This is a genomic window from Mesorhizobium sp. B2-2-4, from assembly GCF_006442375.1.
Classification (GTDB): Bacteria; Pseudomonadota; Alphaproteobacteria; order Rhizobiales; family Rhizobiaceae; genus Mesorhizobium.
Genome location: NZ_VFWB01000005.1, coordinates 1 through 24670 on the forward strand (window position 1 = coordinate 1; position 24670 = coordinate 24670).

Here is a 24670-nt window from a genome sequence, read left to right on the forward strand (position 1 = left end):
GGTCGCGCTGGTGATGATCGGCTTCACTGAAGCCGACCTTGCCCGGAACGGATTGTCAAAAGCCCTCGGCTCCGATCCCGTGATCTTTTGCCCGGGCGGACATGACGTCCACGGAGATCCGCGTGAGCTGGTGCTCGACGCTCTCGTGGCTGCGCTGCCGTTTCTCGCCGACACAGTTTCAGGCGTCGCCGTGGCCTCCTATTTTGCCGTTCGCAATCCCGAACACGAAATCGCGGTACGTGACGTCATCCGCGAGCGCACCGGGCTCCCGGTGACCTGTTCGCATGAATTGTCGTCGAAACTCGGCGGCCCGCGTCGGGCGCTGACCACGCTTCTCAACGCCCGGTTGATCTCGATGATCGATCGCCTTGTCGACGCCACCGAGAGCTTTCTGGCAAGACGCGGGATCGTCGCTCCGCTCATGGTCGTGCGCGGCGACGGCGCGCTCATTACCGCAGAATTCGCCCGCGCTCGGCCAATCGAGACCATTCTGTCAGGACCAGCGGCAAGCCTGGTGGGGGCGCGGTACATGACCGGCATCGATGATGCGGTGGTGTCCGACATCGGCGGCACCACCACCGACATCGCAGTTCTGGACGGCGGCCGCCTGCGGCTCGATCCGGAAGGCGCCACCGTCGGCGGAATGCGAACCATGGTGGAAGCCGTCGCCATGCGCACCTTTGGCCTTGGTGGGGATTCGGAAGTTTCGCTTCATGAGCAGTCGTTGGCTTCGACGATCGTGCTCGGGCCCCGGCGGCTGGTACCGCTGGCGCTCGCCGCGGTGAAACACGGCGATGCCATATACCAAGGTCTCAAGCGGCAATTGCTTAGTCCCAACACCAGCCGGCTGGACGGCCGCTTCGCATTGCGCACAGGTGTGCCCGAACGTCTAGCCGCAGGCCTGACGGTTACCGAGACGCGGCTCTATGCTGACATTTCGGCAATTCCCGCCGCGCTCGACCGGTTGCTCGTATCGACGTCACAGGTCGCGACGCTCAATCGCCTCGTCGCACGTGGCCTGGTGCATATCGTCGGCTTCACGCCATCCGATGCAGCCCATGTGCTCGGCCTGCAAGGGAACTGGGATCCTGTCGCGGCTCGACTGGGCGCCGAATTGTTCTCACGCAAGCGCGACGGCCAGGGGCATCGTGTCGCCAAAGGCGCAGAAGCGTTTTCCGAGTTGGTTCTTGCCGCCGTCACCCGGCGTTCTGCCGAAGTAATTCTTGAATCGGTATTTGCCGAGGACGGGCTGGAGGGCGGCGTCTCCGTTGCCAACCCGCTGGTTCAGCGGGCGGTTGGCGGGCGAGGCGGCATGGCGCGGCTGTCGATCGCGCTCGACCGGCCGGTGATCGGCCTCGGGGCGTCGGCTTCGCTGCACTTTGCCGGGCTGCCGCAATTGATCGGCAATGAATGCAGCATTGCCGAACACGCCGATGTCGCAAATGCGTTGGGCGCCGTGGTTGGGCAGGTGCGAATGTCAGCGGAAGCGCGTGTCAGCCAACCGGAGATCGGGCTTTTCCGTCTCAATTCCGGCGAGCGGCTGGACGACTATGACACCGAGGACGAGGCGATGGCCGCAGCCGAAGCCCACATTCGAGTCTTGGCGGCAGGTCTTGCCGAGCGCGCCGGGGCCGATCAGGCTCGGATCGAGATCGCACGCGACATAAGAGTTGCTACAATCGAAGGCGAGCGCAGTTTCGTGGAAGCCATCGTCGTCGCGACAGCCACCGGGCGGCCGCGAATCGCGTCGTGACATGCACGCGTTGTTGTGAGTGAAGCGTTGTCGGGTGACAATGCTCTGACAGTATTTTTTCCTGAGGCGGCGATCGCCTCGTCGAGATCGCGACCTTGCCAATGTTCGTCCGCAGCCGTCCGTTCCGCACCTGCTGGACGATCTCGCTCAACTGGCCACGACCGGACTCGACGACGAAATCGACCGCCAACCCATCCGCGGGCTGCGCCTCGGCTGGTCCGACGACGGTCACCAGCATACCTCGCCCCGGATCAGGGCTGCAGACCGTTTCTGGATGTTGCCACCGATGACGTCGAACACCAGATCGATGCTGCCGATGTTTTATCAGTGCCTTCCACGACAATATCGGTACTGAATTGCTTTGTGATTTGCACGGCCGCGGTGTGCGCCTGCAGTTACAAGTCTATCGACACCGCTCCCATGGGATGAGTGCAGCAGGCGAGCACATATCCGGCGTCCTTCTCCTGTGCGCTGAGTCCGCCGAAATCAGCCATTTCCACGTCGCCGCTGACCTTCAGCACACGACAGGTCCCACAAATCCCTTGCTGGCAAGCGCTTGGCAGGTACAGACCAACGCTCCGAGCGATTTCGAGCAGGGTCTGTGTCGAACGGCATTGGTGGGTGACACCTGTGCGAGCAAAACGCACGGAAGCGGCCTGGGCTGTTTGCAACACCGGTGCAGGCTTCAGCAGGCCGCCAAAGCTCTCCTCATGGTACCGACCAGGATCCAAGCCGATGCTGTTGAGGGCGTTCCGGACTGCGTTCATGTAAGGCTCGGGCCCACAGGCATAAACGGTGCGCTCCCTAATGTCGGGAGCAAACTTCAGCAACATGGACTCACCAACCAATCCAGTTGGACCGGCCCAATTATGCACAGCTTCGGCGCAGACGACATGGACGTGAAAATTGCGATGGTCCCGTGCCAGGTTGTCAAGCTCGTCACCGAAGATGATGTCCTTCGGCGAGCGTGCGCTATGAATGAAGCAGACATCCTTGTCGGAGCCACTGTCGGCGAGCGTACGCAGCATCGACATCACCGGTGTTATGCCGCTGCCGCCGGAGAGGAAAAGCGGCCGGTCGCTCCGCAGGTCATCCCAGTTGAAGCTGCCGGACGGGCCGTCGATCTCTATTTCGCTTCCCTGTTCGAGATTGTCATGCAGCCAATTGGAAGCGAGGCCGCCGGGGACGCGCTTGACGGTTATCCTGAGGTCTCCCACCCGGGTTGGCGGCGAAGAGATCGAGTAAGTTCGGACGGCCGGAGCGCCGTCGATCACGAGGTTCAGAGTGATAAACTGCCCGGCTTTGAACTGGCCGGCCTGCCCGCGCTTTGGACAAAAGACGAAGGTCTTCACGTCGTGCGTCTCCTGAACGATGCCGCGACAGATCAGCGTGTGACGTCCGCTGACGCGGTCGGATCGGCAGGAGGGAGCAAAAGAAACGAGGGCGTTCATCATCTGGCTCCCATTAAGGGGCCAAGAATGCCAGCAGGCCTACGTTCGATACAGGAGGAACCTCAAGCATCTATGATCGACAATATCGATCAACCTTCCAGCGACATGACCGCAAGATGAAGCGCGCGAATGCCTTTCTTTATGTTTGGCTCATGCCGGCGTCGCGCGAGAATTGCGGTGTAGACGGGCTGATGCAGAGTTGGAGCACCTTCCACAATGTGGGAGGGTTGCTCGGCGGCGAAGCGACGCGCATCGTCGGCGCGCATGTAGCAGGTGCCGCCTGCGCGCCTCAGCATATTGTCGGCCAGCGTTTCGGAGCCCATCGAAAGCCGGCACGCAGTCAGATTTGGCAACGCCTCGGCATGAGCCTTCTCGAGCGCAACGGTGTAACCCGGCCGGATGTAATTGTCCGGGCTTACATCGCTAAGCCGGCGTGCCTTGGTCGAAACCATTGTATATTCCTCGACCATCAGTTGGTCATATGTGATCTCGGGCAGGTAGCGTGGAGCATAAACAACAGCAATATCGAGGTTTCCCAGGCTCAGATCAGATATCATCTGCGGCGAGTAGTCGGATTCGACATGGATCGAGGACCGCGGCAAGACTTGCAGCAGCATTTCCAACCAACCCGGCAGGATCGAGCGGGTCATTCCAACCTGGGCAGCGACCCGAAGGCTGCCTTCGAATCTGTTAAAGGCGCGCACGTCGTGACGGGCCTGGGACCAGGTCGACAGCATTGACCGCGCGTAAACCTCAAACCGCCGCCCTGCCGCGGTCGGCTCGGCACCGGCGCGGCCGCGATGGAAGAGTTCGGACCCCACGGCGGCCTCCAGGTTCTTGACACGAGTGCTGACCGTCGATTGCGTCAGTCCGAGGCGCTCCGCCGACCGGTTGAAGTTTCGCGATTCAATGATGTCGAGAAACGTCTCTATTTGTTCCAACTGCATAGGCGAGCCATCGATTTTTGCGATCGTATCTAGCTGTTCATACGCTTGATCCGTGCACTATCAAAGCGGAAGTTCGGTGCAGAAGCCACGGTCTGTGACGGCCGCATCAAAGGAAGAGGGAAAAATGTTCATAGTCGATTGCGATTGCCACAACTATTGGTCCAACGCGACGGTGCTGGAGCCCTACCTGTCCGGTGTCTGGAAAGACATGTTCATCGAGGGCGAGAAGACCGGCCCGGTCGGCGCTTTTCCGCACGGCCATCGCCCCTGGTTTCATCCGCAGGATTTCTCCCGCAAGGATGTGCGACCGAAGGTGGAGGCGGACAACTACCTGATCATGAAGGAGAAGCACCTCGATAAATACAATGTCGGAGTGGCAATCCTAACTGGCGACGAGCCCATCGAAGCGTCGACACTGGCAAATCCCTATTACGCTAGCGCGCTGGTAAGCGCCTACAACGACTACCAGATCAATGAATGGCTGCCGAAAGACAGCCGCTTCATGGGCTCCATCATCATCGCACCGCAAGACCCGCGCCTTGCGGCGGCGGAGATCCGGCGCCTCGGCGCGCATCCCCGGATGGCGCAAGTTCTGGCCTCCCAAGGCTCTGTGCGGCCGTATGGCGACCCGTTCTATCACCCGATCTTCGAGGCCTGTGCCGAGGTCGGTTTGCCGTTCGCCATACATCTTGGTGGACATGGCGGCATCAACTGGAACGCTGTCGCGCCAGCGCCCACCACTTTCTTCTGGGAGACCCATGCGATCCTGCACATGTCGGCCATGTCGCATGTGGCAAGCATGATTGCCCATGGCGTTTTTGAGAAATGGCCGGACCTCTACTTCGTGATCATCGAGTGCGGCGTCGCCTGGGTCCCGTCGGTCCTGTGGCGCCTGGATGCCGACTACAAAGCACTGCGAAAAGAGACGCCATGGCTGAAAATGCTGCCGTCGGAATATTGCCGGCGTAACATACGTTTCTCCACCCAACCGCTGGAGCAGCCTTCGAATGTCAACCACCTCTGGGCGATCCTGGAGGCCATGGACGGGGAGCACACGCTGCTGTTTGCGTCCGACTACCCCCATTGGGACTACGATGACGTCAACACTTTGCACATCCCGCCGGAATGGCGCCGCAAGGTGCTCGGCCAGAATGCGCTGGACGTTTACAAGCGCATTCCCCGCCCGCAAGCCGCTGCTGCAGCGTGACGACCTGACATGGCTGAGAAGACGTATATTTGTCGCGCCGACGAGATCCAGGTCGGAACGCCGTTCATCGCCAAGGTGCGCAGCCTGTCGATCGGCGTGTTCCGGATCGGCGATAGTTTCCATGCGCTGCTGAATGTATGCCCGCATCGAGGGGCCCCCCTTTGTGAGGGACCGCAATGCGGAACGACTGCTCCCGTCGAGCGAGCCGAATTCATCTATCACCGTGAGAATGAAATCGTTCGCTGTGCCTGGCACGGGTGGGAATTCGACATCAGGTCGGGCGCAGCATTGGTCAACCCGTCCGTTCGCGCGAGGACGTTCCCAGTCTCCGTCGAGGCAGGGAGCATATACGTGACGGCCTGAGCATGGAGACACCCTCTGCCTACAGAGCGGGTATCGGAATCTCAACGACCGCCTTATGCGCTTCATCGTTTTTGCTAATGCGGCACAATTTGGGATGGATTGCCTGCACGTTTCGCTAACTTGACCAATAAGCTGAGAAAAATCAGCGCAACTCAACTGGGGAACGATATGAAAAACCGACTTCTTGCACCATCTCTCGGCGTTCTATTGTTGGCGCCGGTATCGTCGGCGTTCGGTGCAGACGTGACTATGCCGGATCCAAACTATGCTACCGCAACGGCGGTCATGAACGTCATCAAGAACGCGGCCGAACAGGAGCTTGGGCTCGACGTTTCCACCGTCACCACCACCGCAGTCCCAGTCATTTGGGAAGCCATGGATCGCAACAAAGGGGAGGTCGACATCTGGCCAGATGTCTGGCTGCCGAACCAGCAGGGCCTGGTAGACAAATATGTCAAAAGCGCCGGCACGGTGAAACTCGCGCAGAACGGCTACGAAGCCAAGCAAGGCTACTGCGTCACCCAGGTCACGATCGACAAATATGGCATCAAGGATGTCGCGGATCTCACCAATCCGGACAACGCCAAGATCTTCGACACCAATGGCGACGGCAAGGGCGAAATCTGGATCGGCGCGTCAGGCTGGCAGTCGACAAACATCGAAAAGGTGCGGGCCCGCGACTATGGATTCGCCGATTTCTTCGATCTCCAGGTGACCGACGAAGCGGTGGCCGCGGCATCGCTCGACCGGGCCGCGAAGGCAGACAAGCCATGGGTCGGCTACTGCTACGGCCCACACCAGAATTTCGCCCGCTACAAGCTTGCCTTTCTCACCGAACCGAAACACGACCCAGCCAAGTTCATGATGCTGCAGCCGAGCGAGGATCCTCAATGGTTCGAAAAATCGAAAGTGTCGTCGGCATATGCTGACACCACCGTGCACATCGCCTATGCTGGTTCGCTGGCCCAGCGGCAACCGGAACTGACCGCCGCCCTGGATCGGATTACTTTCAATCCGGACGACATCAGCAAATGGGCCTATGCAATCATCGTCGACAAGAAGCCGGCAGGCGATGTGGCGAAGGAATGGATCAAAGCCCACCCCGACGACGTGGCGAAGTGGTTCGGTCATTGAAGGCCAGGGCCGGCATTGCAGGCTCTGAACCGGCCTGCACTGTTGCCCGGCCGCTCAAATCCGTGATCGGACGGGAGCGGTAGACGGTGGACACCGCACCGATCATTGCGCCGGGAGGACCCGGCCTGGCGGACCGCGGAGACGCGGCAAGCCACGGTGCCGCCATCATTTTGAAGGGCGTCTGGAAAATCTTTGGCGCCCGCGCGCCAGTGGCGATGATGGCGATTTTGCGCGACCGCCTGGACAAGGACGAAGTGGCCAGGCGCTTCGGATGTGTCGTGGGCGTCGCCAACGTCAACATTTCGGTTCGGCCGGGTGAAATCTTCTGCGTCATGGGCCTGTCGGGCAGTGGCAAATCGACATTGATCCGCCATATAAACCGCCTGCTCGAGCCGTCCGCCGGCGAGATTTTCGTCGACGGTGAAAACGTCATGGCCAAGTCGCCCGCTGAGTTGAGGGCATTGCGGTCTCGCAGGATCGCCATGGTGTTCCAGAGCTTCGGTCTGCTTCCGCATCGCACCGTACGCGACAACGTCGCGCTCCCGCTGGAGATCCAAGCCGCGACCAAGCAGCGGAGATTTGACGCGGCCGAGGCGGCACTTGCCAAGGTGAACCTGTCGGGCTGGGGGGATCGCTACTGCCATGAGCTCTCAGGCGGCATGCAGCAGCGCGTCGGCCTCGCCCGCGCTTTGGCTGCCGATCCAGCGATCCTGCTCATGGACGAGCCATTCAGCGCGCTCGATCCCTTGATAAGGCGGCAACTTCAAGACGAGTTCCTGGCCCTCTCGCGCTCGATGGGAAAGACAGTGATCTTCATCACCCATGACCTCGACGAGGCGATCCGGATCGGCGATCGCATCGCGATCATGAAAGATGGCGTCATCGTCCAGACCGACACGCCCGAGGAGATCGTCACATCTCCGAAGCACGACTATGTCGCGAAATTCGTCGCCGACATCTCGCGCCTGAAGGTGATCACCGCCGGGCGCATCATGGAGTCGGTCGAGAGTTTCAAGAGCCGGTCTCATCCGGAATTGGACGTCGAGCGGTTGCGCAGGGTGGATTCTCGAGAATCCCTGGCCGAACTCGTCGAACTCGCGGCACGGGATGCCGCACCGCTTGCTGTGACAGATCCCGGTGGGTCTGTCGTCGGCATCGTCGACAGGCAGATCCTGCTCGACGGTCTGCGAAAGGGCGAAATCCGTGAACGCCCATGATCCTGTCGCTGTGCAATCGATAGAGCACGCCCAACCGGTAGAGGAAGGACTCGTACGAGAATTCGTCCTCCGCAACCCCGATTACTATATCGATGTGTTCGCCCGCATCCGGCGGGCTTCCGGTGCCGTCTGGCCGTTCAACCTGGCGGCCGCGCTGCTTGGACCGGTGTGGGCCGCTGCCCGAGGCATCACACTTCTGTTCTGGCTCATCTTCTTCCTGGAGACGCTTGCGGTGGTTCAGATCGGCGTCGGCGCGGCTGGCAACCTCGGCGCCGGGGAGCAAGCACGCGCCGAACGCGTCACCAAGCAGGCACAGGTGCGCGCGGAACAGGCAAAGGCCGCCGAGGCAGCGGGGGCGGACAATGCAGCTGGCCTGAAATCATCAGCGGCCGCTCTGGAGAAAGCTGCCAACACGGCCAGAATGCGGGCCGACGCCGCAAAAGCGAAGGCGCCGGTTGTAATTGGGTCCGGCATTGTCACTTTGCTCTTCGCCAGGTTGATCGCCGGTTTCCTCGCCAACCGGATGCTGGAGCGGCGCTTCGCGCGCTGGCGTTCGAACCCGACGCTTCAGCGCGGGCTCAATCATCCGCTGGCGCTATGCGCCCTTGCCTTCTGCATCGCAGCCTATGGGCTTTCGGTCTATCGCTTCGCCGCGCCGACACCAGCCGTCTGGCTGATTGCCGCGCCCTCGAATCGCGAGTGGCAGGCCGCGTTGTCATCGGGTCTGGACAGCCTGATGGGAGCGGTGTCGCATCTCGGGGAGGGCTTTTTCGGCGGCATCACAGGCGCAATATCGTTGGTGCTCGATGCCTTGGCCTATGGACTGACGGGCATGCCCTGGCCAGTGACAATGGCGATCATTCTAGCCCTGGCCTGGCAACTGGCGGGGCCGCGCGTCGCCATCTTCACCGCGGCTGCGCTCGCCTATCTTGCCGTGCTTGGCTTTTGGGAAAAGAGCCTGGAAACAGTCGCCCTGTTGGGCACATCGGCCATTATCTGCCTCGCGATAGGAATTCCGCTTGGGATATGGTGCGGGCGCCGACCGCGCGTCTATGCCGCCGTGCGGCCGGTGCTCGACTTCATGCAGACCATGCCGGCATTTGTCTATTTGATCCCGGTGATCGCATTGTTCGGCATCGGCAAGCCGCCCGGCGTCATCGCCACGCTGATTTTCGGTACTCCGCCAGTGGTGCGCCTGACCGCGCTCGGCTTGCAGGGTGTCCCGCCGGCCATTAGAGAGGCCGCGCAAGCCTATGGTGCAACAAGATGGTTTCTCCTGACCCGGGTCGACCTCCCGCTAGCGATGCCTTCCATCATGGCCGGCATAAACCAGACCATTTTGATGTGCCTTTCAATGGTGGTCATCGCTTCCCTGATCGGCGCCAAAGGGTTGGGAGAAGATGTCCTCAATGCGCTTCAATACGCAGCTGTCGGGCAGGGACTGCTCGCGGGCTTCGCCATACTTCTCTGCGCCATGATCATCGACCGTATCGTGCAAGGACGAACCAGATAAAGCCGTTTGGGAACGATCTTCTCGCGGAGCTCGGCCGGTCAACATTCCACGAACGGGCCATCAAAGATGCGGTGCCGGCTCTAGAAATAAGCCTGGTCCGGCTCGCTGGCCTTGCGGTTGGCGATGAAGGCCCGGAGCGCTTCGTCGATCGCCGGATCGAGCCCCGGATCCTGGTAGTCGTCGAGCAGCCTCTTCCATTGCCGGTTGGCGCGTTGCGCGGCGTCGAGCCGGCCGTCCTCGTTCCATTGCTCGAAGGAATTGTTGTCGCTGCTGGTGGAGCGATAGAAGGCCGAGAGGAAATTGGACTGCGTATGCGCACTGCCCAGGAAATGCGATCCCGGCCCGACCGCTTCGATCGCCTCCATCGCCTGCGCATTGAGCGACAGATCGATGCCTTCGAACAGGCTGGCGACCTTGCCGCAGAGATCGGCGTCGATGACCGTCTTTTCGAAACCGGTGACCAGTCCGCCCTCGAGCCAGCCGGTGGCGTGGTTGATCACGTTGGCGCCGGCAAACATCGACATCAATATGCCCCATGTCGCTTCCTGCTCGGCCTGTGCGTCGGGAAGCTTTGAGGCCGACAGCGAACCGACGGTGTGGAACGGCACGCCGACGCGACGCGCCAACTGCCCGCAGGCGAGCACCATCTTGCCCGCTTCCGGCGTCCCGAATGTCGGCGCTCCACTCTGCATCGAGATCGTGCTGGCAAAGCTTCCCATCAGGCAGGGCGCGCCGGGGTTGATCAGCTGTACGAGGCTGAGACAGGCGAGCGCCTCGGCCAGCACCTGCGCCAGCGTGCCGGCGACCGTGCACGGGCTCATCGCGCCGGCCAGCGTCCATGGCGTGCAGGCGACCGGCTGGTTGTTGCGGGCGCAGACCTTCAGCGAACCCGACATGTTGGCGTCGAGCACCAGCGGTGCATTGGTGTTGGAGACGTTGTAGAGCACAGCGTTGTGGGCGACGAACTCCTCGCCGAAGACGATCTTGGCCATGTCGACCGCGTCCTGCGCTCGCCTCGACCCGATGAACGCGCCCATGAAGGCACGGTCCGAATGGCGGATGTGGGTGTAGAGCATGTCGAGATGACGCTTGTTGGCCGGCAGGTCGACAGGCTCGCAAACGACGCCGCCCGAATGATGTAGTTGCGGGATCATCTGATGGATCTTCACCAGATCGCGGAAGTCCGCGATCGTCGCGTAGCGACGGCCACGATCGAGATCGTGGACGAAGGGCGGTCCCCACGACGGACACAGCACGGTGTTGTCGCCGCCGATCACCACCGTGTTGGCCGGGTTGCGGGCGTGCTGCTTGAATTGCGAAGGCGCGGTGGCGCGGACGATCTTGCGGCACATGCCGGGCTCGAAGCGAACCCTGGTGCCCTGCACGTCGGCGCCTGCATCGCGAAAGATGTCGAGGATCTCGGGATCGTCATGGAACTCCATGCCGACCTCCTTGAGCAGCCGGTCGGCATTCGCCTCGATCAGGCTCAGGCCTTCCTCGTCGAGGATATTGAACGTGCCGATCCGCCGGCTGATGTAGGGACGCCGCGGCGCCTGCTGGGCCAGGCGCTGGCCTTGCCTTCCCGCTCGGCCCCCGCTTCGTGGCGCTGGAGCGTCGATCATCGCGTCCTTGTCCATTTTCGTCTCCGTGATCAGGCAGGCATGAAGGCGGCCGGCGCATCGGCCTGAAGGCCGCGCAGCCGCAGATTGTCCGGATCGTAAGGCGCTTTCTTCAGCTCCCGCGCCGTCAGTTCCCTGCCGAGGATCGAGACGGTCAGGCCTTCAGCCGCAACACCGGGTCGCAGATAGGCGAGCGCAACGGTCTTGCCGGTGCGGAAGCCGTGGCTGCCGGAGGTAACGACCCCGACCGGGCGCCCCGCCTGCATCACGGCGTGGGCGTAGAACGGCAGCCTTTCGCGGTCGTCATCGATCTCGAGCAGCAGCATGGACCAGGCGCTTTCGCCGATGCGCTCCAGCATCGCCTCACGGCCGACGAACGTCCGGTTGTCAGTCTTGACCAGCGCACCCAGCCCAGCCTCCAGCGGCGTACGTTCGGTGGTCAGGTCGGCGCCCCAAGCACGATAACCTTTTTCCAACCGCATCGCGTTGAGCGCGTAGATGCCGAACGGACGCAGGTCGAACTGCGTTCCGACCTTGGTGATCGCTTCGTAGAGCTTGCCGAACTGCGCCAACTGAACGTGCAGTTCCCATCCGAGCTCACCGGCATAAGAGACCCGGAGCGCTGCCGTCTTGATGCCGGCCACGCGGATGATCTGCGCGGAAAGCCAGGGGAATGCAGCATTCGATAGATCGGCTTCGCAGATCTTTCCCAAGAGGTCGCGAGCACGCGGTCCCATTACGCCGAGCACGCCGCGCCTTTCGGTGACGTTGTCGATCGTCACACCTGGAAAGGCTGCGGCGCGTGAGCGTAGCAGACCTTCGTCATGTCGCTCCGCAAGTGCTGCGCTGGTCAGGTAGAACCCTTCGTCGCCGAGTCGGGTCACGGTAAATTCCGACGCCACGCCGCCCTTTGCCGTCAGCGCGTGAATGAGCCCGATGCGGCCGTGACGTTCCGGTGGTCGGTTGGCGCCGAGCGAAGCCATGAAGGCGCTGGCGCCTGGTCCGCCGATCTCGAATTTGGAGAAGGCCGAAAGGTCGATGGCGCCGACGCTGGCCTGCACGTCACGGCACTCGCCGCGCACCGCGTCGAACCAGCCGGGCTTGCGGAAGGTCAGTGGCGGGTCACGGTCGGCGCCCTTGGCAGCGAACCAGTTCGGCCGCTCCCAGCCATAGGCGGCGCCCAGCACTGCCCCCTGGCTTCTCTGAAGTTCGAGCGCCGGCGTCGTGCGGCGCGGGCGGCCGGCCTCGCGTTCCTCGTTGGGATAGTGGATGCCGAATTGCAGGCCGAACCCTTCCACCGCCTTGTCGATGCGATAGTCGCGGTCGGCATAATTGCCGAAGCGGCGTGGGTCGATGGCAAGCGCATCCATTGGCGGTGATCCGTCGACGATCCAGTCGGCGAGAAAGCGACCGGCGCCGCCGCCTTCCATCACGCCCATGCTTGAGCCGGTGAGCAGCCAGGCATTGCCGAGGCCGAATGCCGGACCGACCAGCGGATTGGCATCCGGCGTGAAGGTGATCGGCCCGTTGACCACCGTCTTGATGCCGGCATTGGCGAGTGCCGGGACACGCTCCATCGCCAGCGCGATGATGTGCTCGACCCGATCCAGGTCGGGCGGCAGCAAGTCCATGCCGAATTCTGGTGGCACGCCATCGACCGCCCAGGGGTGAGCCGACTTTTCATAGGGGCCGACGATAAAGCCGTCGCGCTCCTGGCGCAGATACCAGCTTTCTTCCGGATCGCGGATGATCGGCAGTTCCTTGGCGCCGGCGGCGATCCGGTCGGCAATCTCGGGGACGGTATCGGTCACGACATATTGGTGCAGCATCGGCACCACGGGCAGGTCGAGCCCCATCATGGCGCCAATCTCGCGGCACCATGTGCCGGCCGCGTTCACCACATGCTCCGCGACAATGTCACCCTGTTGTGTGCGGACCAGCCACTCGCCCGATGGCTTGCGCTCGATTGCCAGGACCGGATTGTGGCGCACGATCTCGGCGCCGCGCGAGCGCGCGCCGCTGGCCATTGCGTTGGTCGCCAGCGTCGGATCGACATGACCGTCATTGGGCTCGTAGATCGCGCCTATGATGCCGTCGGTATGGCAGAGCGGATAGATCTGCTTGAGCTCATCGGGACTGAGAATGTGGAAGTCATGGCCGACGAACCGGCCAAGCCCCTGCACATGGCGGAATTCGTCCATGCGCTCCGGCGAGCGCGTAATGCGCAATGCGCCGCTTGGGTGGAAACCTGTCGGCAACCCGGTCTCGGCGGTCAGGATTTCGCGATAGAGCCGCACCGAATGCGCGCGCATCTCCATGATCGTCGCATTGTGGGCGAAATGCGTGCAGAGCCCGGCGGCGTGCCAGGTCGAGCCTGCTGTCAGCTCCTGCCTCTCGACGAGCATGACATCGCTCCAGCCGCGCTTGGCCAGGTGATAGAGCAGCGACACGCCCATGGCGCCGCCGCCGATAACGACCACGCGGGCCTGTTGTCTCATGAATTTTCCTCCGCGCTTACGCGCATGCGCGATCCGGTTGGGTCATAGGGTGGCTTGTCGAGTGGGCGCAGCCTGTAGCGCGCACCGGCCACCGCGATCTGGTAGTCGCAGGCAAGCAGCTGCGTTTTCGTCTCGCCTGGATCACAGGCAACGTAGCCCAGGCAAAGGCTGAGCCCCGTGCGAACGCCGAGGCCACCTGACGTCGTCAACCCGGCAAGTTTGCCGTCGCGATAGATCGGTTCGTCATGCAGCAGAAGCGGATTGTCGCCGTCGACGGCGAAATGCATGAGCCGGCGCTTCAGGCCATCGGCCTTCTGCTTCAGCAGGGCATCGCGGCCGATGAAATCATCCCTCTTCCAGGACACCGCGAAGGACAGGCCCGCCTCCAGCGGCGTGTCCTTCGGCCCGATATCATGGCCCCAATGGCGATAGCCCTTTTCCAACCGGCAGCCATCCAGCGCGTAGTGGCCACAAAAGGTCAGGCCATGGGCGCCGCCCGCTGAGACGATCATGGCAAGCAGGCTCTCGGCGTGTTCGACCGGCACATAAAGCTCGAAGCCGAGTTCGCCGACAAAGCTGACACGTGTGGCCCGCACATTCGCGGTGCCGATGTCGATGCGGCGCGAAGTCGAGAACGGGAAGGCTGCGTCCGAAAGATCGACGTCAGTCAGGCTCTGCAGCAGCGCCCGCGAATTCGGCCCCATGACCCCGAGAACGGCCTCCGCGGACGTGGCGTCGAAGACCGAGACGTTGAGACCAAGATCCTCAGCATGGCGCGCGATCCAGGCAAAATCTTTCTGTCTGGTCGCGGCACCTGAAATAACCCGGAAGCCGTGCTCGTCGACTCGCGTGACCGTCACATCGGCCTCGATGCCGCCGCGTGCGTTGAGCATCTGCGTATAGACGGCGCGGCCTTCGGGCCTGTCGACGTCCCCCGCGCACAGGCTTTGCATCAGCTGGATCGCGTCGCGTCCACGCACATCGATCTTGGTGAAGGGCGAAAGCTCGAACAGGCCAACGCCTTGCGCCATTCGCTCGGCTTCGGCCTTGGCCGGGCTCCACCATTTCTGAGCGCCGACGGAATAGCCGCGCGTCTCCGTGCCGCCGAACCAGAGCGGTCGCTCCCAGCCGGTCGGCGCGCCGAACACAGCACCCGCTTCGGCGAACGTACGGTGAAAGGCGGAACGCCGCACCTCGCGCCCGGCGGCGGCCTGCTTGTAAGGCCAATGCATGCGGAAGAGGTCGGCAACCGCTTCCTCCATCCTGGCGCCGACGAAAGAGCGCGCCGCGGCGGCGCGGTCGAAACGGGCGATGTCAAGCGCCCACAGATCGAGGCTGGGCTCGCCGTCGACGATCCATTCGGCCATGGCCTTGCCGGCGCCGGCCGACGACATCATGCCTGTCGAGTTGAAGCCGGCGGCGACATAGAAGCCGCGCAGATAGGGCGACTCGCCCATCAGCGGCCGCGTGTCGGGGGTAAAACTCTCCGGGCCATTCATGAAGTGCCTGATGCCGGTCTGCGACAGCGCCGGCAGGAGTTTCAGCCCGGCCGACATGAAAGGCTCGAACTGCTCCCAATCCTCGGGCAGTTCGAGGAATGGCCTGTCGCCAACCGGTCCGCGAACGTCGAAGAGCTTGGCGTTCGGCTCGAAGCCGCCCAGCACCAGCTTGCCCGAATCACCCTTGATGTAGATGCCTTCGTCGAGGTCGCGCAGGATGGGAAACGGATCCTGCAGGCCGGCGATCGGCTCCGTCACGACATACATGTGCTCGACGGCCTGCAGCGGCACAGGAACGCCGGCGAGCGCGCCGATATCGCGCGCCCAGGCGCCGGCACAGTTGACGACGGTCTCGCAATCGATGGTGGCGCCGGAGGCCAGCTTGACGCCAGCGACCCGGCCGTTGCGGGTCACGATGCCCGAACAGGCTAACCCCTCGAGGATGCGGATACCGGCGGCGCGGGCCCGTTTTGCATAGGCCGCACAGATATCAACTGGATTGGCCTGGCCGTCTTCCTCGACCCACAGCGCGCCCTCGACGCCATCGGTGACGATGCCGCGCACGTGCTCGGCCACGCCCGCCTGATCGACAATCCCAACGGTGAGGCCGCAGACATTGCCCAAATGCGCGATGCGCTTCAGTTCGTCCATGCGCTCCGCACGTCGCGCCAGCCACAGGCCGCCGGTGCGGCGGTAGCCGGACGCCTGGCCCGTCAGTTCCTCGAGGCGTGGAAACAGCTCGGTCGCATATTGCGCCAGCCTTGTCAGGTTGAGGCTGGCGCGTAACGGACCGACGATTCCGGCGGCGTGCCAGGATGTGCCGCTGGTCAGTTGGTGGCGCTCCAGAAGGACGACATCGCTCACGCCCAGTTCGGCAAGGTGATAGGCTATGCCGAGGCCAATGACACCGCCGCCAATGATCACGATGCGTGCGCTGCCATTCACCTTGTGGGATACCTTCGCTGGATTGGAACAGCGCGATCTTTTCCCGCTAAACTACTTGCGCTCAACCCAAATTTCGCAACATTAGGAAAACTTATGATGCTTCACGGGCGGAGTTGCGGGTGAAGAGCGGCAGTTTCGATTTCAACCTTTTCCGATCGATCGAGGTTTTCGTCGCCATCGTCGAGACCAGGCACGTCACCCAGGCGGCACAGATGCTGGGCATGACTCAATCGGCCGCTTCGCAGCATCTGAAGAACCTGGAAAGCGCGCTCGGCGTCAGCCTGATCGATCGCAATTTGCGGCCGATCGAGCTCACCAAAGCCGGCATCGCGCTGCATCGCCGCGCCGTTGCCATACTGGCCGAGGTCGAGGGCCTGCGCACCGACGCGCGGCGCGTCAATGCAGCACCGCTGCCGCTGTTGCGCATCGCGCTTCTGGCGTCGATCGCGACAACACTGGCGCCGGCGCTTTCGGTCCTTGCCCGCAAGGGTTTCGGCATTCCCGAGCTCAGCCTGTTCGCGGGTTTGGCGACCGACCACGTCGCCTTGCTGCGGGCCCGCCGCGCCGACCTCGCCGTCACCTCCGGCGAGCTGTTCGAGATCGAGGGACTGACGCGCTATCCTGTGATGACCGAAAAATTCCTGCTGGTGACGCCAAAGGGTTTTGCCGGCGATGTCGGTGACATCGTCAAGCTCTCCAAGAAGCTCGCCTTCGTGCGCTTCTCGCGCGAGACGCCGGTTGGCCTGCGCGTCGACCAGCATCTGAGCCGCCTGCGCATCGAGATCCCGCGTGCCATGGAAGGTGACCGCTCCAGCGTGGTGATGGCGCCGGTCGCGGCCGGCATGGGCTTTGCGATCCTGACGCCGACCCTGCTCATCGACGGGCTGGCGGAGGGTATGGAGATTGACGTCCATCCCTTGCCGTTCACCGGGCTGTCGCGCAACATCCTTCTGGTCGCGCGCGAGCGGGAGCTCGGAAACCTCCCCGAGGCTTTCGCCACGCGTACCGCGGAAGTGCTGACCAACGCGATCAGCACCCGCCTGCCTGGCCTTCCCGCCGACTGCTATGCCGTCGATCGCCCCTCGTCGCATGACTAATCAACTCCATCAGTTATCCTGATAAGGAGGTTTGGCGGTGTGCGCGCCGCGCATTCCGTGTTTTCAATCCAGGAGTTCGCAACACGGGAGACACGGCATGAACGCTCCGCACGTCCATTCCAACCTGGACATCGACTGGTCGACCGAGGCCATCGTCGATCGGCGGAACCGCTTCTATTCGGCCACGCAGCGCAAGTTCGTTCCTTACAAGGACCCGCTGATCCTCAAGCGCGGCAAGGGCCAGTATGTCTGGGACGAGAAGGATCGTAAATACATCGACCTGCTCGGCATGAATCTTTGCATCTCGGTCGGCCACGCGCATCCGCAGGTGGTCAAGGCGGCCACCGAGCAACTGGCGGAACTGACGCATTGCACGACGATGTTCTACCACCCGGTTCCGGCTCAGTACGCGGAGGAACTGGTGGCAACGATGCCGGCCGGTCACGATTGGGTCGTACATTTCACCAACAGCGGGGCCGAAGCGATCGATCTTGCGCTGCTGATGGCGCGCTCGCATACCGGCAACATCGACATGCTGGCGCTTGCCTCGAGCTATCACGGCGCCACTTTCGGCGCGCAGTCGGTGACCGGGATAGCGGGTTTTCGCCATCCCGTGCCCCAGCTTGGCGGGGTCACTTTCGTGGCCGAGCCCAACCAGTATCGCGGCATTCATGGCGAAGGCTTGCAGCCCTATCTCGACGAGGTCGAGCGCGCCATAGCGAGTTCAACCAGCGGCGGGCTGGCCGGCATGATTATCGAGCCGGTGCAGGGCTATGGCGGCATCGTGCCGATGCCGCCGGGCTACATTGCCGGCGCTGTCGAGCGTGTCCGCGCGGCCGGCGGTCTCTGTATCATTGATGAAGTGCAATCCGGTGTCGCCCGAACCGGCGATGCCTTCTGGGCGTTTGAATCCCATGGCATTGTGCCCGATATCGTCGTCATCGCCAAAGGTGTGGGCAACGGCATCCCGCTCGGCGCGGTCATCGCCAAGCGAGATGTCGCTGAATCCATGGCCGATAAATTTCTGTTCCACACCTATGGCGCCAATCCGGTGGCATGCGCGGCCGGCCGAGCCGTGCTAAAGGTCATAAAAGAGGAACGACTCCAGGAGAACGCCCGGGATGTTGGCGCGGTGCTCAAGGGTCGCCTTAACGACATGAAGGAGCGCTTTCCAATCATCGGCGATATCAGGGGCCGTGGGCTTATGCTTGCGATCGAACTCGTCAAGGACGGCGCGACGAAAGAGCCGGCGCCGGAGGAGACGCTCGCCATTTTCGAGGAAACGCGCCGCAACGGGCTCGTCGCCAGCCGCTCGGGACCGTACCGCAATGTCATCCGCATGTGTCCGCCGCTTTGCTTGGCAATGTCCGATATCGAGGATGTCGTCGACCGCTTCGAAAAAAGCTTTGCGGCATTCAGCGGTCAATAACGGTTCCTGTGCTCGGAGGGGCACAAACCTTTGGCGGCGGCTGAGCAGCAGAGAGAATCATTCGGAAAGGACCGGGCCCGCCCAAACCGGCTCTGTCGACGTGCGGAGGCTGAGCTGTCAGAAACATGCTTGTTGGATTGAGGTCAGTTATCCTCTGGGAGCCATCCAGTCTTTGCTCGGTCATAGCAAGATCGTGAACACGGTCCGCTATCTGGGAGTCGATGTAGAAGATGCTCTCGAACTTGCCGAGGCAACTGAGGTGTGATCAAGAGCGGCTCCACTTCACGAGTGGAGCCGTGAACAATTTGCGCGTGCATCTCGGCCATTTGGTGAACGCTGCCAGTGGCTGAAAGCTGGCATTCGACGCATGCAGAGAAGGCTTTCTGCTCATCGTTCGTCATGTGATAGGGTGATTTCAATTCGATAGGAAGATCATCCTTATGGCTGCGTCGCCGCTCGTGAGGTCCCGCCGTAGCCGGTGAACAGACATGCACGCTTTCAACTATCCCAGCTGGAACAGGATCGTCTTCGACCGCAGCCGTGGCACGCCGTTGAACGAGCAACTTTTCGAGCAGTTACGCCGCTGGATACGGGATGGCATCGTGGCGCCAGGAGCGCGCCTGCCGCCAAGCCGCGTCATGGCCGAGGAACTCGGGCTCTCGCGCAACACCGTTGTCCTCGCCTATGAGCGACTTGCCACGGAGGGCTATGTCGCACGTCGGATCGGCGCCGGCACCTTCGTCGAAACCATGCTGCCGGAAGACAATCACCCCCGAGCCGAGACGGCGGTCATACCGGTGTCAGGTCCAAATGCGCTCCCGGCACCCTCGCGCCGCGGCCAGGCGCTGCTCGACATGAACCTGCCAGCGGAACGCATCGAGACCTACGATCTCAGCGCCGGCGTGCCGGCGCTGAACGAGTTCCCCTATGACGAGTTCGCTCAGATCGCTAGCCGCCGCTGGCGCGAGCACGCCAGCGCCCACACCGGCTATGACTATTCGCGCGGCGCGCCACTGCTGGCCACCCGCATCGCGGGCTATCTGGCGGAGGCTAAAGCGATCAACTGTCGTCCCGAACAGATCATCGTCATCGGCAATACGCTGCAAGCGGCCGCTCTCGCGTCTCATGTTCTGCTCGACCGCGGCGACACCGTTCTGGTCGAGGATCCTTGCCACATGCCCGAGATCGCCACGCTGGAAGCCTTCGGCCTTGTCACCGTTCCCGCCCCGCTCGACAGGCAAGGCTTCGATACAGAAGCCGCCGGCGTGATGGTCCGAGAGGCGCGTATGGCCGTTGTCTCCCCGACCGAGCAATGGCCGTTCGGCTGCACGATGACGTCGGATCGCCGGCAAAAGCTGCTTGATTGGGCGGCGGACCGGCCCGGCTGGATATTCGAGGATGATTCCAATAGCGAGATCCGCTGGTCGGGCGAAGCGCAGACGACGCTCTACGCGCGCGATCCGCGGCGGGTCATCTATGCCGGCTCGTTCAACCGCATGCTGGCGCCCGGCCTGCGGCTCGCCTATTTGATCGCGCCGATGCCGCTGGTCGAGGCGTTCGCCCTCGCCCAGCGTATTTTCTCCTTCTACGCACCGCTACCGGACCAGGCGCTGGTCGCCGACTTCATGGACCAGGGGCGACTCGCCTCGCACCTTCGGCGTATGCGCACCATCTACCGCGATCGCGCCGCCTGCCTGACACAATGCCTGCGCGCAAAGCTGCGAGACGGCTTCGACGTTCCCGACGTTCACGCCGGCCTGCACCTGACCGTCCACGCACGCGAACCGTTTGACGACGTGGCCGTATCGCGAACACTGCTCCAGAAGGGGCTGGACTGCCCACCACTCTCGCGCTACGCACGCCGGGAAACCAAGCCGAGGGGTCTTGTGCTGGGCTTCGGCAACACGTCGGTCCGCCGCATCCCGCGTTGCGTCGACATCCTCGCGCAGACTATCCTCGAACACGGTTGACGACGCATTCACAGCCCACGGGACTGGAATTGGTCCGCTGCCCGTCGGCGAAATTGGCTCTTTGGGCAGCCGCGCTTCCGGGACAATCTCCGTGTCCAGCCGATCGGGAGGCAAGGGCACCAAGTGGACATGGACCAAAACACCGTCCTGCGGGCAAATAACATCCGTAAGAGCTTCGGCGCTCTGGAAGTCTTGAAAGGCGTCGACCTGGTCGCCCATGCCCATGACGTGATCACCATGATCGGCGCCAGCGGGTCGGGCAAGAGCACCTTCCTGCGCTGCATGAATCTTCTGGAAATTCCCGACGCCGGCACGATCGCGGTGGAAGGCGAGGAATTGACGCTGGATCGCAGTTCGGGGCGCGCGAAGCTGAATGCGCGCCAGATCAATCGCATCCGCAGCCGCATCGGCATGGTCTTCCAGAGCTTCAATCTGTGGAGCCAGCGCACCGTGCTCGACAACGTGATGCTTGCACCGATGAAGGTGCTCGGCCTGTCCAAACAGGAGGCCCGGCAGCGAGCCGGGGCCTATCTCGCCAAGGTCGGGCTGTTCGAGAAGCGCGACCACTACCCCGCGCATATTTCCGGCGGCCAGCAGCAGCGCGTCGGCATCGCCCGCGCGCTGGCGATGGAGCCGAAGCTGATGCTGTTCGACGAGCCGACCTCCGCGCTCGACCCGGAACTGGTCGGCGAGGTGCTCTCGGTCATGCGCACGCTCGCCGAAGAAGGACGCACGATGATCGTCGTCACCCATGAAATAGGTTTCGCGCGCGAGATCTCGCGCGAGGTGCTCTTTCTCCACCAGGGCATGGTGGAGGAGCGCGGCCCGCCGGGACAGGTTCTCGGCGATCCGCAATCGGCGCGCTGCCGGGCCTTCCTGCAGCGCGTTCTTTGAACAGGACAAACAACAGGGGAACATGATGAAAAAACTTGTCTTGATGCTTGCGGCCGGCCTCGCCGCCTTCGCCGCGCAGGTCTCGGCGCGCGACCTGCGCGTCGGCAGTGAATGCACATACCCGCCGTTCAACTACAAGGACGCGAACGGCGAGTTGCGCGGCTTCGACATCGATGTCGCGAAGGAAGTTGTCAAGCGCCTCGGCGCCGACGCCTCCTTTGTCTGCATGCCTTTCGATTCGCTTATTCCGGGCCTTGTCGCCGGCAAGTTCGATCTTCTCGCCGCGTCGATGTCGATCACCGACGAGCGCAAGAAGAGCATCGACTTTTCGATCCCGTACCGCTCCTCCACCGCCCGGTTCGTCGGTCCGGACGGAAGCGATGCCAAGCCGCTGACGGACGACGGCAAGCCCAACCCCGATGGTCTCAAGGGCAAGACCATCGGGATCGAGCGTGCCTCAACTTACGAGAACTACATGCGAGACAACTTTCCTGAGGCCACGATCCAGCTCTACGACACGGCCGACAACATGCTGCTCGACCTGACCTCCAAGCGGACCGATCTCGTCTTCGCCGGCCCGATCAAGCTCGCCAACGACTTCCTCAACAAGGACCGAGGCAAGGGTTACAAATTCATCGGTCCGGAGATCAAGGACGTGAAGTATTTCGGGCCAGGCGTGGGCATCGGCATGCGCAAGGACGATGCCGGCCTGCGCAACGAGCTCGACAAGGCGATGAAGGCCATGATCGACGACGGCACGTTCAAGACCATCAACGACAAGTACTGGTCGTTCAGCGTGCTGCCGGCATCGAACTAGGCCGAGCCGTACGGTTCATCGCCGGCCATTTCACCCGATGGCCGGCGTCTTTCTTCTTGCCACCGCAGGAGCGGCAGATGGACATTTTCCAGGGATGGGGTTTGGAGGTCGCGAGCGGGCTCATGACCACCGTCGAGGTCGCGCTGCTGTCGCTGGCGGTCGGCCTCGTTTGGGGCATTCTCGGCGCGCTGGCACAGCTCTCCTCGAACTGTGTGCTGCGCGCCATCGGCCGGGGCTTCACTCTGGTCGTGCGCGGCACGCCCGAACTCCTCATCATCCTCATCGCCTATTTCGGCGGCACGGTGGCCCTGACCGGCTTGGCGAAGATGATTGACCCCAGCATCCACTTTCTCGAAGTGCCGGCGATGCCGGCCGGCGTCTTCGCGCTCAGCCTGGTCTTCGGCGGCTACGCGGCCGAGGTGCTGCGCGGCGCCTATCTCGCCATTCCCAAGGGCGAGATCGAGGCGGCAGATGCCTTCGGCATGTCGGCCGCGACCAGCTTCATCCACATCCGCCTGCCGCTGATGTGGCGCTACGCGCTGCCCGGCCTCGGCAACAACTGGATCTCGCTCATCAAGGACACGTCGCTTATCTCCATCGTCGGGCTGGAGGAGCTGATGCGCATCTCCACCATGGCGACGCAGGTCAATGGCGAACCCTTCCGCTTCTACCTCGCCGCGGCGCTGATCTACCTCCTGCTCACCATACTGAACACCTCGATTGTCGACGCGCTGGAACGGCGTGCGACGCGCGGCGAGAGGAAGCTGGCGCGATGAACTTCGAGCTTATGGTCGAGAGCCTGCCGGCGCTGCTGTCGGCCACCGTCACGACGATCGAACTGCTCGTCGCCTCACTCTTCTGCGGCATGGCGGTGGCACTTCCCGTCGCCATCCTGCGCGTCAGCGGCCCGGCGCCGGTGCGCCTCCTGCTGCACTGGTACATTTACTTCTTCCGCGGCACGCCGCTCCTGGTCCAGATATTCCTTGTCTATTACGGTCTCGCCCAGCTCGAGGTCGTTCGCGACAGCTTTCTGTGGCCATATCTGCGCCAGGCCTGGGTGTGCGCCATTCTGACCTTCAGCCTGAACACGGCCGCCTACACCGCCTACATCCTGCGCGGCGCCATCGAGGCGGTGCCAGCCGGTGAGATCGAGGCGGCGCGTGCCTGCGGCATGTCGACGGCGTTGACCTACCGCACGATCATCCTGCCGGGCGCTTTCCGCATCGCCCTGCCGGCTTACGGCAACGAGGTGGTCAGCATGCTGAAATCCACATCACTCGCCTCGACCATCACCGTCATGGAGCTGACCGGCGCCGCCAACACGATCGTCGCCCGCACCTTCGCGCCCTATGAGCTCTTCATCACCGCGGCGCTTATCTACCTCACCATTACCTACGTGCTCACCACGGCGTTGCGCGCCCTCGAATACAGGCTTTCACGACACACGCGTCCTCTGGACGAACCCGCAACCCCACTCATAGAGGGAGCCGACAATGCCGGCATCTGACCCCAAGACCTTTACGGCTTTCGCCGGTTCGCTGGCAGACGTCAGCCGGGCGACAATCCAGGAAGCGCTCAGCGAGCAACACGGCTTCGTTTCCAAGGGCGATGCAAGCCCTGTCACCGCGGTAGACCGGGAGGTCGAGGAGAGGCTGCGCGCGCGCATCCAGGAGGCGTATCCCGACCACGGCATCCTCGGCGAGGAATTTGGGTCCGTCGGCCTCGACGCGGAATGGGTCTGGGTCATCGATCCGATCGACGGCACCAAAGCCTTCATCACCGGCATTCCGACCTTCGGCACGCTGATCGCGCTGGCCCGCAACGGCGTTCCCATGCTCGGGGTCATCGACAATCCCGTCACCAACGAGCGCTGGCTGGGCGCCGACGGTTCGCCGACCACCCTCAACGGCAAGCCCGTACGCACGCGCGCCTGCCAGGACCTTAGCGAGGCCCTTGTCGGCAACGGCAACCCGGAATCCTTCGACGACAAGGATACGGCCGCCTACAAGAGGCTGCGCCGCCAGGTGCGCTGGAGCGTCTATGGCGGCGGTTGCCATGCCTATGGCCGCGTCGCCGACGGCGCGCTGGACATCAATGTGGACGGGGGGCTGGACGCCTTCGATTATTGCGCACTGATCCCGATCGTGCGTAACGCCGGTGGCGTCATGACCGACTGGCAGGGCGGCGAGCTGACGATCCGTTCCGGCCGCCGTTCCGTCGTGGCCAGCGCCACACCTGAGTTGCACAGAACTGTGCTAGGCATCCTGGCCAACGCGACCTCACCGGCCCGCGCGGCTTCCTGAAGAAGAGGAATCGT

The 24670-nt window shown here is 62.9% G+C and carries 19 protein-coding genes and 2 pseudogenes; 15 read left to right on the forward strand and 6 right to left on the reverse strand.

The window, feature by feature from the left end; translation table 11 throughout:
* Positions 1-1753, forward strand: a 1753-nt coding sequence (locus FJ959_RS13510) for a hydantoinase/oxoprolinase family protein (RefSeq protein WP_140630332.1), incomplete at its 5' end; no start/stop codon positions are given.
* Positions 1754-1818: 65 nt separating this feature from the next.
* Here the strand turns inward: FJ959_RS13510 and FJ959_RS32265 are convergent.
* The 3 genes and pseudogenes from FJ959_RS32265 to FJ959_RS13525 form a co-directional block, all read right to left on the reverse strand.
* Positions 1819-2074: pseudogene (locus FJ959_RS32265) on the reverse strand (zinc-binding dehydrogenase); the annotation flags it as partial.
* A gap of 74 nt (positions 2075-2148) precedes the next feature.
* Positions 2149-3204, reverse strand: coding sequence for a hybrid-cluster NAD(P)-dependent oxidoreductase (locus FJ959_RS13520; RefSeq protein WP_181168451.1), 1056 nt, complete (start codon positions 3202-3204; stop codon positions 2149-2151).
* A gap of 89 nt (positions 3205-3293) precedes the next feature.
* A complete protein-coding gene (locus FJ959_RS13525; protein WP_140559947.1) occupies positions 3294-4151 on the reverse strand; it encodes a LysR family transcriptional regulator in 858 nt (285 codons plus the stop codon).
* Between the two features lie 124 nt (positions 4152-4275).
* Here FJ959_RS13525 and FJ959_RS13530 point away from each other — a divergent pair, with 124 nt between their 5' ends.
* From FJ959_RS13530 to FJ959_RS13550, 5 genes are all read left to right on the forward strand, one after another.
* Positions 4276-5358, forward strand: a complete 1083-nt coding sequence (locus FJ959_RS13530) for an amidohydrolase family protein (protein ID WP_140558747.1) — start codon at positions 4276-4278, stop codon at positions 5356-5358.
* 9 nt (positions 5359-5367) lie between these two features.
* On the forward strand, positions 5368-5721 hold the full coding sequence (locus FJ959_RS13535; RefSeq protein ID WP_140500687.1) for a Rieske (2Fe-2S) protein: 354 nt from the start codon (positions 5368-5370) through the stop codon (positions 5719-5721).
* 99 nt (positions 5722-5820) lie between these two features.
* Complete coding sequence (locus FJ959_RS13540) at positions 5821-6855, forward strand: glycine betaine ABC transporter substrate-binding protein (protein ID WP_140521273.1); 1035 nt, start codon at positions 5821-5823, stop codon at positions 6853-6855.
* Positions 6856-6980: 125 nt separating this feature from the next.
* The gene (locus FJ959_RS13545; protein ID WP_226880602.1) at positions 6981-8072 is read left to right on the forward strand and encodes a betaine/proline/choline family ABC transporter ATP-binding protein; all 1092 of its coding nucleotides are present in this window, start codon (positions 6981-6983) and stop codon (positions 8070-8072) included.
* On the forward strand, positions 8059-9585 hold the full coding sequence (locus FJ959_RS13550; RefSeq protein ID WP_210239463.1) for an ABC transporter permease subunit: 1527 nt from the start codon (positions 8059-8061) through the stop codon (positions 9583-9585). Before FJ959_RS13545 ends, FJ959_RS13550 begins: the two co-directional genes overlap by 14 nt.
* An 80-nt stretch (positions 9586-9665) precedes the next feature.
* On the opposite strand, the gene FJ959_RS13555 is transcribed toward FJ959_RS13550, so the two are convergent.
* The 3 genes from FJ959_RS13555 to FJ959_RS13565 are packed head-to-tail and all read right to left on the reverse strand — an operon-like array spanning position 9666 to position 16146.
* Positions 9666-11222: a trimethylamine methyltransferase family protein gene (locus FJ959_RS13555; RefSeq protein WP_246678923.1), complete on the reverse strand. Its 1557-nt coding sequence runs from the start codon at positions 11220-11222 to the stop codon at positions 9666-9668.
* Between the two features lie 14 nt (positions 11223-11236).
* Positions 11237-13702, reverse strand: a complete 2466-nt coding sequence (locus FJ959_RS13560) for an FAD-dependent oxidoreductase (protein ID WP_140630335.1) — start codon at positions 13700-13702, stop codon at positions 11237-11239.
* The gene (locus FJ959_RS13565) at positions 13699-16146 is read right to left on the reverse strand and encodes an FAD-dependent oxidoreductase (protein WP_140517489.1); all 2448 of its coding nucleotides are present in this window, start codon (positions 16144-16146) and stop codon (positions 13699-13701) included. The genes FJ959_RS13560 and FJ959_RS13565 overlap by 4 nt, the downstream gene beginning before the upstream one ends.
* Positions 16147-16265: 119 nt before the next feature.
* On the opposite strand from FJ959_RS13565, the gene FJ959_RS13570 reads away from it, so the two are divergent.
* From FJ959_RS13570 to hisN, 9 genes and pseudogenes are all read left to right on the forward strand, one after another.
* Positions 16266-17243 (forward strand): LysR family transcriptional regulator, encoded by a 978-nt coding sequence (locus FJ959_RS13570; RefSeq protein ID WP_140500683.1) that lies wholly within the window; start codon positions 16266-16268, stop codon positions 17241-17243.
* 97 nt (positions 17244-17340) lie between these two features.
* Positions 17341-18672, forward strand: coding sequence for an aspartate aminotransferase family protein (locus FJ959_RS13575; RefSeq protein ID WP_140500682.1), 1332 nt, complete (start codon positions 17341-17343; stop codon positions 18670-18672).
* Between the two features lie 154 nt (positions 18673-18826).
* Positions 18827-18937, forward strand: a pseudogene (locus FJ959_RS32270) (integrase); the annotation flags it as partial.
* Between the two features lie 223 nt (positions 18938-19160).
* Positions 19161-20642 (forward strand): PLP-dependent aminotransferase family protein, encoded by a 1482-nt coding sequence (locus tag FJ959_RS13580; protein ID WP_140500681.1) that lies wholly within the window; start codon positions 19161-19163, stop codon positions 20640-20642.
* A gap of 129 nt (positions 20643-20771) precedes the next feature.
* Entirely contained in the window at positions 20772-21536 is a 765-nt protein-coding gene (locus tag FJ959_RS13585; RefSeq protein WP_140500680.1) for an ATP-binding cassette domain-containing protein, read from the forward strand.
* 25 nt (positions 21537-21561) lie between these two features.
* Positions 21562-22353, forward strand: coding sequence for a transporter substrate-binding domain-containing protein (locus FJ959_RS13590; RefSeq protein ID WP_181172022.1), 792 nt, complete (start codon positions 21562-21564; stop codon positions 22351-22353).
* A gap of 77 nt (positions 22354-22430) precedes the next feature.
* Positions 22431-23129 carry an ABC transporter permease subunit gene (locus FJ959_RS13595; RefSeq protein WP_140517485.1) on the forward strand — a complete coding sequence of 233 codons (699 nt, stop codon included), beginning with the start codon at positions 22431-22433 and terminating at the stop codon, positions 23127-23129.
* On the forward strand, positions 23126-23860 hold the full coding sequence (locus FJ959_RS13600) for an ABC transporter permease (RefSeq protein WP_140500677.1): 735 nt from the start codon (positions 23126-23128) through the stop codon (positions 23858-23860). Before FJ959_RS13595 ends, FJ959_RS13600 begins: the two co-directional genes overlap by 4 nt.
* Complete coding sequence (gene hisN, locus FJ959_RS13605; protein WP_140500676.1) at positions 23847-24656, forward strand: histidinol-phosphatase; 810 nt, start codon at positions 23847-23849, stop codon at positions 24654-24656. The genes FJ959_RS13600 and hisN overlap by 14 nt, the downstream gene beginning before the upstream one ends.
* Positions 24657-24670 lie beyond the last annotated feature (14 nt).

What these genes read in the sequence shown, in the direction of transcription:
- FJ959_RS13580 (WP_140500681.1), top strand. Translation starts at nt 19,161, where the DNA reads ATGCACGCTTTCAACTATCCCAGCTGGAACAGGATCGTCTTCGACCGC.
- FJ959_RS13585 (WP_140500680.1), top strand. Translation starts at nt 20,772, where the DNA reads ATGGACCAAAACACCGTCCTGCGGGCAAATAACATCCGTAAGAGCTTC.
- FJ959_RS13595 (WP_140517485.1), top strand. Translation starts at nt 22,431, where the DNA reads ATGGACATTTTCCAGGGATGGGGTTTGGAGGTCGCGAGCGGGCTCATG.
- FJ959_RS13520 (WP_181168451.1), bottom strand. Translation starts at nt 3,204, where the DNA reads ATGAACGCCCTCGTTTCTTTTGCTCCCTCCTGCCGATCCGACCGCGTC.
- FJ959_RS13560 (WP_140630335.1), bottom strand. Translation starts at nt 13,702, where the DNA reads ATGAGACAACAGGCCCGCGTGGTCGTTATCGGCGGCGGCGCCATGGGC.
- hisN (WP_140500676.1), top strand. Translation starts at nt 23,847, where the DNA reads ATGCCGGCATCTGACCCCAAGACCTTTACGGCTTTCGCCGGTTCGCTG.
- FJ959_RS13535 (WP_140500687.1), top strand. Translation starts at nt 5,368, where the DNA reads ATGGCTGAGAAGACGTATATTTGTCGCGCCGACGAGATCCAGGTCGGA.
- FJ959_RS13600 (WP_140500677.1), top strand. Translation starts at nt 23,126, where the DNA reads ATGAACTTCGAGCTTATGGTCGAGAGCCTGCCGGCGCTGCTGTCGGCC.
- FJ959_RS13530 (WP_140558747.1), top strand. Translation starts at nt 4,276, where the DNA reads ATGTTCATAGTCGATTGCGATTGCCACAACTATTGGTCCAACGCGACG.
- FJ959_RS13575 (WP_140500682.1), top strand. Translation starts at nt 17,341, where the DNA reads ATGAACGCTCCGCACGTCCATTCCAACCTGGACATCGACTGGTCGACC.
- FJ959_RS13590 (WP_181172022.1), top strand. Translation starts at nt 21,562, where the DNA reads ATGAAAAAACTTGTCTTGATGCTTGCGGCCGGCCTCGCCGCCTTCGCC.
- FJ959_RS13555 (WP_246678923.1), bottom strand. Translation starts at nt 11,222, where the DNA reads ATGGACAAGGACGCGATGATCGACGCTCCAGCGCCACGAAGCGGGGGC.
- FJ959_RS13525 (WP_140559947.1), bottom strand. Translation starts at nt 4,151, where the DNA reads ATGCAGTTGGAACAAATAGAGACGTTTCTCGACATCATTGAATCGCGA.